The 12475-nt window shown below is 32.8% G+C and carries 13 protein-coding genes; 11 read left to right on the plus strand and 2 right to left on the minus strand.

All coding sequences use genetic code 11. From position 1 onward, the window contains the following. The first annotated feature begins 259 nt into the window (after window positions 1-259). The 5 genes from A9C19_RS07945 (at window position 260) to A9C19_RS07965 (ending at window position 6521) form a co-directional block, all read left to right on the plus strand. Entirely contained in the window at window positions 260-1399 is a 1140-nt protein-coding gene (locus tag A9C19_RS07945) for a THUMP domain-containing class I SAM-dependent RNA methyltransferase (protein ID WP_072579444.1), read from the plus strand. Between the two features lie 27 nt (window positions 1400-1426). Continuing rightward, the gene (locus tag A9C19_RS07950; RefSeq protein ID WP_072579445.1) at window positions 1427-1609 is read left to right on the plus strand and encodes a hypothetical protein; all 183 of its coding nucleotides are present in this window, start codon (window positions 1427-1429) and stop codon (window positions 1607-1609) included. Between the two features lie 489 nt (window positions 1610-2098). Continuing rightward, the gene (locus tag A9C19_RS07955) at window positions 2099-2293 is read left to right on the plus strand and encodes a hypothetical protein (protein WP_072579446.1); all 195 of its coding nucleotides are present in this window, start codon (window positions 2099-2101) and stop codon (window positions 2291-2293) included. 401 nt (window positions 2294-2694) lie between these two features. Next, on the plus strand, window positions 2695-4617 hold the full coding sequence (locus A9C19_RS07960) for an ATP-dependent DNA helicase (RefSeq protein ID WP_072579447.1): 1923 nt from the start codon (window positions 2695-2697) through the stop codon (window positions 4615-4617). Between the two features lie 392 nt (window positions 4618-5009). Beyond that, window positions 5010-6521, plus strand: a complete 1512-nt coding sequence (locus A9C19_RS07965; RefSeq protein WP_072579448.1) for a carboxypeptidase M32 — start codon at window positions 5010-5012, stop codon at window positions 6519-6521. Between the two features lie 282 nt (window positions 6522-6803). Here the strand turns inward: A9C19_RS07965 and A9C19_RS07970 are convergent, their stop codons facing one another. Continuing rightward, window positions 6804-7205, minus strand: a complete 402-nt coding sequence (locus tag A9C19_RS07970) for a hypothetical protein (RefSeq protein ID WP_083584318.1) — start codon at window positions 7203-7205, stop codon at window positions 6804-6806. 353 nt (window positions 7206-7558) lie between these two features. On the opposite strand from A9C19_RS07970, the gene A9C19_RS07975 reads away from it, so the two are divergent. Continuing rightward, window positions 7559-7753, plus strand: coding sequence for a hypothetical protein (locus tag A9C19_RS07975; RefSeq protein ID WP_072579449.1), 195 nt, complete (start codon window positions 7559-7561; stop codon window positions 7751-7753). A 78-nt stretch (window positions 7754-7831) separates the two neighbouring features. Here the strand turns inward: A9C19_RS07975 and A9C19_RS07980 are convergent, their stop codons facing one another. Continuing rightward, a complete protein-coding gene (locus tag A9C19_RS07980) occupies window positions 7832-8272 on the minus strand; it encodes an SHOCT domain-containing protein (protein WP_072579450.1) in 441 nt (146 codons plus the stop codon). A gap of 178 nt (window positions 8273-8450) precedes the next feature. Between A9C19_RS07980 and A9C19_RS07985 the strand changes: the two genes are divergently transcribed. From A9C19_RS07985 to A9C19_RS08005, 5 genes are all read left to right on the plus strand, one after another. Further along, the gene (locus A9C19_RS07985) at window positions 8451-8681 is read left to right on the plus strand and encodes a hypothetical protein (RefSeq protein WP_072579451.1); all 231 of its coding nucleotides are present in this window, start codon (window positions 8451-8453) and stop codon (window positions 8679-8681) included. A 73-nt stretch (window positions 8682-8754) separates the two neighbouring features. Beyond that, entirely contained in the window at window positions 8755-9162 is a 408-nt protein-coding gene (locus A9C19_RS07990) for a VWA-like domain-containing protein (protein WP_072579452.1), read from the plus strand. A gap of 628 nt (window positions 9163-9790) precedes the next feature. Next, window positions 9791-10330, plus strand: a complete 540-nt coding sequence (locus A9C19_RS07995) for a GNAT family N-acetyltransferase (RefSeq protein WP_072579453.1) — start codon at window positions 9791-9793, stop codon at window positions 10328-10330. Window positions 10331-10585: 255 nt separating this feature from the next. Next, entirely contained in the window at window positions 10586-11686 is a 1101-nt protein-coding gene (locus A9C19_RS08000; protein WP_072579454.1) for a type III polyketide synthase, read from the plus strand. Continuing rightward, on the plus strand, window positions 11687-12232 hold the full coding sequence (locus A9C19_RS08005) for an isoprenylcysteine carboxyl methyltransferase family protein (protein WP_072579455.1): 546 nt from the start codon (window positions 11687-11689) through the stop codon (window positions 12230-12232). It begins immediately after the preceding gene. Window positions 12233-12475: the final 243 nt, after the last annotated feature.

Here is a 12475-nt window from a genome sequence, read left to right on the forward strand (position 1 = left end):
TGAATATTTCAGCTCCTTTTTGTATTGTATTGCCTTTTATATTATGATATCTATAGGGAGACAAGAAAACGAATAGATTCCCTCTATTGTAATTTTGTATACTTTACTGTTATTTACATATCTTTAATTAAAACATGCTGCATTTCTACTATTAGAAATCCTATGTATAAGATCAAAAAATCATCTAATTGATTTAGAAGGTTTAGTAAAACATAATTAGAAACATACAATTTAGATATAGATGAGGTTGTGATTTGAAATGAAGAAGTTATCTTTAATTGCTACATCAGCAATGGGGCTTGAAGCAATCGTAGGTAAAGAAGTGAAGGATTTAGGGTATGATTGTCAAATTGAGAATGGAAAAGTATCATTTGAAGCGGATGAATTAGCGATATGTCGCTCAAATTTATGGTTACGAACAGCGGATCGAATTAAAATCAAAGTCGGTGAGTTTAAGGCGAGAACGTTTGATGAACTTTTTGAGAACACTAAAGCATTAAACTGGGGAGATTATTTACCGGTTAATGCTGAATTTCCTGTAATCGGGAAGTCGGTTAAATCAACTTTAGCAAGTGTTCCAGATTGTCAAGCTATTGTAAAAAAGGCAGTAGTTGATAAATTAAAGAAACATTATAATCAAGAGGGTTGGTTAAGTGAAGATGGCCCGTTTTTTAGAATTGAAGTTGCATTACTTAAAGATGTTGCAACCATTACAATTGATGCTAGTGGAGTTGGATTACATAAAAGAGGATTTCGAACAGATCAAGGTGGTGCCCCTATTAAAGAGACACTTGCTGCGGCATTAGTGTTATTGACAAGATGGAATCCAGATCGTCCTTTTGTGGATCCATTTTGTGGTTCAGGTACTATTCCAATTGAAGCAGCCTTGATTGGTCAAAATATCGCACCAGGTTTTAATAGAGATTTTGTGTCTGAACAGTGGGATTGGATTGGAAAAGATAAATGGAATCTTGCTAGACAAGAAGTAGAGGATAAAGCTAACTATGATCAACCATTAGATATTCAAGCATCTGACATTGACCATAGAATGGTTCAAATAGCAAAAGCGAATGCCGATGAAGCTGGATTAGCAGAATCTATACAATTCAAACAAATGCAAGTAAAGGATTTTACAACGTCTAAGGAGTTTGGTGTAATAGTTGGTAATCCACCATATGGTGAACGTTTAGGTGAAAAGAGAGAAGTTGAACAGATGTATAAAGAAATGGGAAAAGTCTTCTCTTCCTTAGATACTTGGAGTGTCTATATGCTAACATCTCACGAGGGCTTTGAAGAACTTTATGGAAAACCTGCAACAAAAAAACGTAAATTATTTAATGGTTTTATTAAGACAGATTTCTATCAATATTGGTCAGATGTGAGACCGCCACGTAGGTAATCTTTTTTGGACAAGGAGATGAAATATATGTCTACTATTAAGTTGTTAGGAACAAAGTATTTTTCACTCGATTCAGCTATCATTGACGCTAGCCCATCGGAAGTTATCGTATCAAAAGATGGTGAGGAAGCATATTACATTATTACTCCTGATTTGTTAACAGAAGAACTTATACAATTAGGCTATAAAGTGGTGAAAACTGAAGGGTAAAACTCTTCAGTTTTTTATTCTTTTTACTCTTTCTTTTTTATAAAAATGTTTTTTACAGGTTAAGCTACGTGACTCTAGTGAAAACTGTGGAACAGGAGAGACCTTACAGGCTTAAATGTAGAGGAAGTCTCCGCATTCACCTAGAAATGAACTACTTTTTCCTTTTCGGACCTTAACAACCTGTATGCTCAAAAGGAGGAAATTATCGAAAAACAACCCCCTAAAAAATATTGATTGTGGATTAGTGCTTCTACACACAGTAAGCGGCTTTTTTGGTTAAACATTTGGTATAGTAAGTTTTTATTTTATCGCTTTTATTCATGTAAAGATATTTTTTATTGTATGTAATTCATAAAGAAAGTCTAAACTAGAATAGGTCAATACTTCACTGTCCATTTTTTAAAAAAATGGATACGTAGATCATTTCTTAAGTTTGTTTTTTTAATAAAATAAGATTGAGGATATGAATTATTAGCTGGGGGTGTTTTTTTGAACCATTTAGAAGAGTTTAATCTGATCGTCAAGGCTCTAAATTCCACAAAAAAAACAATTGAGCAAGATTTAGTAGGGAACCCAACTGCGATCAATCAACTATCTCAAGCGAAGGAAGAGATGATAAAGGCATTGTCATATGCTTCATCGGTTGATCATCATTTGATTATTGATACAATGTTCGATGAATAAGAAATCAGTAGGCGGTCAATTGACTGACCTTTTTTTATTTAAAGCTTCTTTATATAATACTTGTTTCTCGTATAATTTCTTAATTTTACATAGGGTTAGTTACTAGTATCTATTTAGATAAAAAGCTGTTGTTAAAAAATAATGCCACTTTAATGGGAGTGGAATTCATAAGACGCCTACTTAGCGATGCAAAAGTGTGTCAATTGGAGAACTGTATCAGTGAAGGAAGAACCGGGACCATTGTAGAAGATTAAATACCTGTATCGTAAATTAACCACGATTAATAGAGCACTATAACAAAATTCTTATCTAGTTGCTCTATTATTAAAATAGATTGACTTTTCACCAAATAAACTAGATAATTAAAATTTGGTGTTAAAAAAATTTTGGGGGTAACGTCTATGATTTCAACACGATTGCCTTTTGATATATCTAAGGATGAAAGTTTTTACCAAGCTCTGAACAATTGGATTGGTGATGTATTTTATGACATTCTTCCTGAAAAGGGCTTTGAGTTACGAGATGAACAAATTTTTATGGCTTTTCAATTAGAGAGAGCGTTTCAAGAAAAGAAAATAATGTTCGCTGAAGCAGGTGTTGGTACCGGGAAAACAATTGTCTATCTTTTATATGCTTTAGCTTATGCAAGATATACAGGTAAACCTGCTATAATTGCTTGTGCTGATGAAACGCTAATTGAACAATTAGTTAAACAAGAAGGGGATATCGCTAAGCTTTCCAATGCGTTAGATCTTTCTATTGATGTTCGGTTAAGTAAAACACATAGTCAGTATTTGTGCCTTAATAAATTGGATGATGTTATGAAAAGAACAACGGATGAAAAGTATCTCGATCTTTATCAAAGTTTACCTGACTTTGTTCATGAAAAAGCTGGAATGCAAAAATTCTCAGCTTATGGTGATCGTAAAGAGTTTAGTGACTTAGCAGACAAAGAATGGGAAGAGATTGGATGGGATAGTTTTCAAGATTGCTCAACATGTCATCAAAGACATCGTTGTGGGTTAACTCTTTCTCGAGAACATTATCGAAAAGCAACGGATATTATTGTTTGTTCGCATGATTATTATATGGAGCATGTATGGACATATGAATCACGTAAGCGTGAAGGTCAAATTCCTTTATTGCCTGATCATAGTAGTGCTATTTTTGATGAAGGTCATTTACTAGAATTTGCCGCCCAGAAAGCATTAACGTATCGTGTAAAGCAAGGAACTCTTCAAACGTTCTTAGAGAGATTACTTCAAAATGAGGTTCGTGAAGAACTTGCCTATTTAGTTGAAGATGCTTTAGCAATTAATGATTATTTTTTCGATGATTTAAGAGAATATACAAGTGCTGTAGAAGCATCCGATCGCCTAGTTATTTCAAATAAGCTAGCACTACAGAAAACAGCGAAAAAGCTTCAATCAAAGTTAGCAGAAGTAAGTGAAGCCTTAGTGTTTGAAGGTGAACTTTATACAATCGGAGAGTATGAGTTGAAAATAGTAGAGGAATATATCGACCAAATGGAATATTCTCTCTCTTTATTTACAAAAGATGAGAATGCAGTTAGTTGGGTTGAAACAAAAGATGCAGATTACACATTAGTAATTATGCCTCGAAAGGTTGAGGAAGTTTTAAAAGAGAAGGTGTTCCACACAAAACGACCATTTATATTTTCTTCTGCTACATTATCCGAAAATAAATCCTTTGATTTTATTGCAAAAAGCTTAGGGATTGACGATTATCTCTCCTTATCTGTCGAGTCTCCATTTGATTATGAGGAACAAATGAAGATAGAGCTCATACGTGAACAAGAAGAGCAAAAGAAATATGAACATGTATTAACAGAATTAGAGAAAACAGATGGTAGAGGGTTACTTCTATTTAATTCATTTTCTGAGCTCGAGTTATTTAAAAAGAGATTACAAACTAATAAAAAGAAATTTGAGTTCTTATTTGAGGGGGATAAGGAAATTAGTACCCTTGTAAAAGAATTTCAACAGGATGAACATACAGTTCTTTGTGCCGTTCATCTATGGGAAGGGCTTGATATACCAGGGCCATCACTATCAAATGTGATTATTTGGAGTTTGCCATACCCACCAAACGATCCTGTTTTTGAAGCTAAGCGATCGGATAAAAAAGATTCATTTACAGAAGTAGATTTACCTTATATGATCCTTCGTTTACGACAAGGGATTGGAAGACTTATTCGAACAAGTGAAGATAATGGTCGTATAACCATTTTTCTTAATCCCCAAGATGAGAAATATCTGAAGAACATTCAAAATGTATTGCCTGTAGCTCCAATGATAAAATAAGAAAAGATGAGAGTGACTTTCATCTTAGACTGTAGACAAACTCGACTGTAATCGGGCTTCCCTACAGTCTTTTTTTGTTGTTGCGCTCGATAAAAACAAGTATCGGGTTTTCCCCTTGTAAACAGTTCTCTCTAAAGCGAAGGTCGTTCATTTTGTACTTGCATACTAGAGTATTTGGTGTGAACGGAGCGTATCTTGCTACCATCACATTCACTAGCAACAAAGTTTAGAAATAGAGCGCTATTTATTTTGATATCTAACTTGGCTTATAGAGAATATAGGAAAGGTCGGTGGATATAGAACCAGTCAGGGTAAGTAGGGGTTTAATAAATATTGACAATCCTTGACTTGCTAGATAGTCTAAAGTGGTACACCTAAAGGAGAGTGATATAATGGAAAACTTAGAAAAAGAGTTTTTAGATTACATAAAAAAAATGCAAGCATATGAAGAAGCGATTAATGTCATGTATTGGGATATGAGAACTGGTGCACCTAAAAAAGGGATTGAACAACGTTCAGAGGTCATAGGAATGCTCTCAGCTGAAGCCTTTGAGATGCTCGTATCTGATAAAATGAGTAACTACTTAGAAAAACTTTCTGATGAAAATGTGTTTGCATCATTAGGAATCGTTACACAAAAAGCTGTCGAGCTATTAAAGAAAGAATATCAAAAAAATAAACTTATTCCTGCTAAAGAATATCAAGAATATGTAATTTTGTGCTCAAAAGCTGAAGGAGTTTGGGAAGAAGCAAAAGAAAAATCTGATTTTCAACTTTTTGCTCCTTATTTAAAGAAATTAGTTGACTATAATAAGAAGCTAATTAGTTATTGGGGATATAAAGAGAACAAATATGATACGCTTTTAAATGAATATGAGCCAGGTATGACTGTTGATATTTTAGATAAAGTATTTGCACAAGTACGAGAAAAAATCGTTCCTTTAGTTAAATCAATTGCTACTTCTTCAGAAAAGCCGAAAACAGACTTTATCTACAAAGAATTTCCTAAGGAAGCACAAAAAAAGTTTAGTGAGTTTATACTACAGGAAATTGGTTATGATTTCGATGCAGGTAGATTAGATGAAACGGTTCATCCTTTTGAAATCACATTAAACCGAGGCGATGTGAGGGTTACAACAAAATATGATGTAGAAGACTTTCGAACGGCTATTTTTGGAACGATCCATGAGTGTGGACATGCAATTTATGAGCAAAATATTTCAAAAGATCTTGAAGGAACATTGTTGTGTAGTGGAACGTCAATGGGGATACATGAATCACAATCTTTATTTTACGAAAATTTTATTGGGAGAAACAAGGGGTTTTGGGAACGTTACTTTGATGTAATGAAAAAATATTCTAGTAGTCAATTTTCTGACATTAGTTTAGATGACTATTATCATGCAATAAATGAATCAAAACCATCACTTATTCGAATTGAAGCAGATGAACTTACATACCCACTACATGTAATGGTTCGTTATGAAATCGAAAAGGCTCTCTTTAATGATGAAATCACAGTGGATGAGTTACCTCGTATTTGGAATGAGAAATACGAAGAATATTTAGGCGTAACACCACCTAATGATGCAAAAGGTGTGTTACAGGACGTTCACTGGGCTGGTGGAAGCTTTGGGTATTTCCCATCATATGCACTTGGGTACATGTATGCAGCACAATTTAAAAACGCAATGTTAAAGGATTTACCTGATTTTGATGAATTAATTAAAGAAGGTCAGTTTGAAAAAATCAAGGACTGGTTAACAGAAAATATTCATAAATATGGAAAAACAAAACAACCATTAGATATATTAAATGATGTAACAGGGGAAAGTCTAAACGCAGAGTATCTAACTACCTACTTGGAAGAAAAATACACGGAGATTTATAAGTTAAAATCATGAGCAGTGGGAAATACACCTTCATCACATACTAACCCCAAAATCTTTTTTTAAGGCAAAGGGGTTTGGTAAGTATCGATAATAAAAAAGGGATTGTTATTGATTATTCATTCTAATTTGAGTGGGATATTCCAAATAGTGAGGTAAACACTTAAAATGTATCAATTGAATTGATAATTAAATTCATTAAAACATCCTTATGAACAAATGCTCAGAGATACATATACTCTCTGAGCGTTTCTCTTTATTTTCTCCTTAAACGAACAACATGTAGTGCTAATAGCACTAATTCATTTTGATTACATATGAAGTTATTGCTTTTATTGTGTTTTTCCCAGCGCTTACAAAAGTGTACACGCTACAAAAAGAGTAAATACTATCTTGTTCATATCTCACAGTACCATTAATTGATGCTGTTTTACCATGTGTAATAATAGTTAAGATTTCTATTTCAGATATTCTCGATGTACTTGCTAATACTTTTTTTACTTCTTCATGACCCTTTATTAATGTGTTATTTACTATATCCCAATATAAATCCTTACTAGTATTTTCAGATACATAAACAAAATCATTTGTTGCAAATGCCATGATGAATTCTATAAGAAACTTTTTCTTCGGGGAATTCTCACAATCCGCAGTACTCACTATTTTTATACCTTGGCTTTCATAATGTATAATACCCAAACTCCTCACTCCTTTTTATTTTAAGGATTAGTTTATTTATACAGGCTTTTTCCTCCTCTAAACCCAATTCGAATTTGTTCCTAAAACTTTCATTTATTTTAACATAATATAACAATTTTCTAATTTTTATTAAAAATCAGCTGTATTAATAGGAATTGTATATCCACTAGTAGTCGAAAAGCTTATCTGTGCCTATGTTTGTATAATATGCTATATTTTCTTCTTTCTTCCAAACTACCAAATATGTAAAAATGAACACCAATTTTAAGCGTTTAGTTAAAAATATTGTGCTTAATTTTTCACTTTGTCCTTTTTTTTGAATATAAATAGAAAAAAGGGATGGTGTTAAAAAGATGAAAACCTTTCTTTCTAAGTGGTTTTTAACTAGACGTGAACGCTATGTTGAAAGAATGAAGGTAAAGGGGAAATGTCCAGAATGTAGAGGTTTAGGGTATATTATAACAACTTCACCATATGTATCAAATTGTCTAGATTGTTATTTATGTGAAAAAACAGGTCTCTATACCATATGGGAACAAAATAAATAGTTCTATTACCTATATAAATCTGCCTGTAAGCAAATAAAAAGTGGGATATATATAGCTTACAGGCTTTATTATTTCTCGTTAAGATCCTTCCAAAATTCTCTCTTTTTGATCTAAATATTCATCTTCAGTTAAGATGTCTAAATCATGAAGTTCTTTTAACTTTTTCAGCTTCTCAAAGTTATCAACTGCAAAATTGGCTCTTAATTCTTTTACGTCCACAATTTTACCCTCAATTACTTCTTTTAACTCTATTGCAAGCTCCCTTTCATTTTTTGAGAAAACAATTGTGTTCTTCTTTAAATCTTCTTGATTTTGAGTACGTATAACCAGAACTCCTTTTGACGTAACACCAGGTTTTTTCATTTGAATTTCTTCAATATGTTTATAAGGGATTATCCTTGTTTGATCAAACTTAGTTACTAAGCCATGATGAATGATTTCAATTGTACTTTGATAAAGGTATACCGTTGTTTTGGATGATTTCTTAAATAGAAATTCTTTATAAGCTCTTTCAGCCACTTTAATCCCCTCTTTACTTCTAATTGATTAAACTCTTTTTATTTTACATAATATTCTTCAAAAAGTTAATCATAATAACAAAAATGTAATATGAGTTTTTCTATTGTTGGGAATTGAGTAAAGATAATCTTTCCTTTATTAGTTCATTCAAAAAAATGATGGTAAAGAGGTGGCCGTATTGAACTTTTTAAAATCTTTGTCTGAATGGAAGCAAACAAGAGTTGAAAAAGTAATCGCAGATATGGAATCTTTAGGTAAATGTCCTGACTGCCGAGGAAGAGGTTTTACTTCCACTTTATCAAGTGTTTATATACCTACATATGACGCAGTTTTTGATTGTCCAGGCTGTAATGGTAGTGGACAATTTACAGATTGGAATGGGAACGAATTAGGAGATCTCTTAAAATGAAATTTTTTTAGGATATAATCTTTTATTTAGTGAAGAATAGTTTTGCTTGTATTTTTAAAGGGGGATGTGTGAGATGAAGTGGCAAAAATATTTATTAACGATGCTTCAAGAACGCAATGAGAAAAAAATAGCTTTAGCAATAGACACATCAACTAATGAAATTAATCAAGAGTTAGTGCAAAATATAATGAAATTATTTAAAGAAATTTGTCCTAACACAATACTGGTACAAGCTGATTTTAAAATTCGACAAGTTTCTTCACTTAATGAAGCGGACATTACCTACTATACACATGGAAAATCCTCTTATACTGATGTACTAGAGTGGGCTGAAAAAGAAGAGATTGATTCCATTTTCTATGTAACAGATGTAACAGGATATTTTTATGAAAACTTAACCATTCAATCAGAGGTATTTTGGCTTGTGCCTGATGAATTTGTTCCTAAGGTCCCTTTTGGAAAGGCGATACGGATAGCGTAATGGTTAGTGAGTTGGTAGGAGATTCGTAAAAGCGGTACATTCATCACTCTTAGTTGTGTTTGAATCAATTGCATACATGTTTATTTTACAGAAACACAGTTCTACAGAATTAGATACTTTTAAAATTAGTCTATTTATCAAGTGTCCTGTCTGGTTGAAACCCGCTCCAGCTGCTCGCTTTTTCACGGGGCAGGCGGTGAGCCTCCCGGTGAAAACATCTGTGGGGTCTCACCTAAGGAGTCAATCATAGTAGTAGGTTAGTGCTCAACACCTCTTGTGAAACGTGATGTTGTCATCTCTACAGAGGGTATTGGATCACTATCGATATGAAAAAACAGCTACAAATTGTTGGGGTAGGACTCTTTCTGCACTTGAAAGCCTTGAGGTTCTAAGGATTTAACTTGTGAAATTGATTCGTTTACTATGAATTTCAAAAATATTACTTGATCGAAAAGCTACTCACATAGATGGAAAATCTTAGAGCACAATGTGAAAATCTAGATTTGAGATGTTTCCGAAAGCAGAAATCTTTCTAATTAGTCTTTATAAAAAAATAAGATTAACCTTATTTATTCCATGATCATAAGGTTATGAAATTTGCAGCTTATTGTTTAGGAGTGTGTTTTGGGTGGCTAATACAATAAACAGTATTGAATTTATTAGTAAAAATGGACAATCCGTAAGATTAAGACATGCAGAAGAAGAGGATGCAAAAAATATAATTGAGGCTGTTAACGAAATTATTACTTCTGGTACATATATTCAGAAAGAAAGAGCACGTTCAGAAAAAGAGGAGATAGAATTTATAAAAGAAATGAAGCGCTTAAACAATATGTATACTGTTATAGAGATGTCCGGAGAAATTGTAGGGATTGCAAGAGTTATAAGAGGAGAACTAGAAATGAAAAGACACATAGGCTTATTTAGAACGTGGATGATACAATCTGCTCAACAGAATGGAATTGGAACTGAAGTCATGAAATATACATTAAAATGGTGTGAAGATCACAATCTTCATAAGCTATGCTTAACTGTCTTTTCTTCAAATGGTTTAGCCCAAAAATTGTATGAACGCTATGGTTTTGTTACAGAAGGGACTCAAAGAGAACAGGTATTAATAGATAATAAATATGAAGATGAAATATTTATGGCCTATTTCTTTGCTTAAAATAAAATCCTTCCATAAATTTAAATGTGAAATGATAAAGAAATTGTTTTATAATAGGGATGTACAACAACAACTCCTTCAAAATGTCTTTCCAAAGAAAATAGGGAAAGACTTTTTTTATGCATAAATATTACCTCGAAATATGCAGAGCTTAACACCTCAAGTAGTTGATCCTTCACTTTCATAGATTTGATCCTTTGTATAATTTTTTCATAAAACGGAAATAGTAACCTTATCTTAGTCGAGGTGAAATTAATGGCATACATAGTGTCTGTTGGTAAGACAGTACCAGAGGTAGAATTAAAACAAGAAGTAACGGTTGACTTTGCAAAAGAAATATTTAAAGATTCTTTTAAAGATCTAGATAGACTATTAACAGTTTTTAAAAATGGTGAAATAGAAACTCGTCAATTTCCAAAAGATGTCCAATGGTATAAACAAACACATACCTTTGGTGAAAAAAACGACTTATATATTGAAAAGGCTGTTGAATATGGTACTCAAGCAGTTATGAAATGTTTGACGAATAATAAGCTTTTGAATCATGAAGTATTATGTGAAGAAATTGATGCCATTTTTTTCATTAGTAGTACTGGCATTTCAACTCCAAGTATAGATGCTAAAATGATGAATTTATTACCATTTAAGTCAACGACGAAAAGAATACCTATTTGGGGGTTAGGTTGTGCTGGTGGTGCAAGTGGGATGGCTCGGGCCTATGAATATTGTAAAGCTTTTAAAAAAGCAAAAGTTCTAGTTGTTTCAGTAGAGTTATGCAGCCTTACATTTCAACATGATGATACAAGTAAAAGTAATTTAATTGGGACATCTATTTTTGCTGATGGTGTAGCTTGTACATTGATCGTTGGAGAAGAAGTGGATGTTGCTTCATTATCTAAAATGACATGTGTTCCACAAATAGTAGATACAAGGTCAAATTTAATGGAAGACTCTGAAGACGTTATGGGATGGGATATAAGAGACAATGGTCTTTATGTTGTTTTTTCAAGAAATATCCCTTCAATTATTAAGTCTTGGTTAAAACCACAAGCTCATCAATTCCTTCAGGAACATCAGTTAACGCTAAAACAGATTCGACATTTTGTTGCTCATCCTGGTGGGAAAAAAGTTCTTGATGCATACAAGGAAGGGCTAGGCTTTACAGATGAACATTTAGAAATCTCTAAAGAAATATTAATAAAACATGGAAATATGTCTTCGGTCACAGTCATGTATGTATTAGAAAAATATTTAGAGCGTTCGATCGGGCAGGTAAATGAGTATGGGTTAATTGGTGCACTTGGTCCGGGATTTAGCTCGGAAATGCTCCTTATAAAGTGGAAGGAGGCATATTAAATGTTTTTTTATTTTTTCTTTGCTCTCTTGGTCTTTCAAAGGGTCGCGGAGCTAGTTGTAGCTAAAAAGAACGAAAAATGGATGGTAAAACGTGGTGCCCTTGAGCATGGTCAAGAGCATTATCCCTTTATTGTTTTATTACACATAGCATTTTTACTTTCATTATTTTTAGAAGTCATTCTCTTTGAAAAGCAAATAGTAAATCTATGGCATTTTGTCATATCCTTATTAGCAATTACTCAACTAATAAGGTATTGGGCGCTAATTTCATTAGGACAATATTGGAATACTAAAATAATGATTGTGCCCAATGATGTTGTGGTACGTAAAGGGCCCTATCGATTTATTAGGCACCCAAATTATATTGTAGTTGCTATTGAATTACTTTTCATTCCCCTCTTGTTTCAAGCATACGCCACGGCGATTATTTTCACCTTACTAAATATCGGAATGATGACCATACGTATTCCTGCTGAAGAAAAGGCTTTATCACAGCACACAAATTACCTTGAAGTATTTAAACTATCTCAGGAACCCAATGAATAAAGTTTGCTTGTTATTATCTTTTTATGTTTAAGCTAGGATGGTTTTCTTTGTGTTACTTTTTATATTCAATAAGGTTGTCGACCTGTAATCCTTTTTTAAGCGAATAAAAAATATATTGAAAATGATTATCATTAATGATAAACTGATTTTAATGAAAAGCGTTCTCACTCTTTAAGATGGAGGTCTTAATAAATGATCATGCTATTTGTGGGCGGCACAGTAATAATTTATAGTATCTTACTC

It is taken from the genome of Bacillus weihaiensis (assembly GCF_001889165.1).
Taxonomy (GTDB): Bacteria; Bacillota; Bacilli; order Bacillales; family Bacillaceae; genus Metabacillus; species Metabacillus weihaiensis.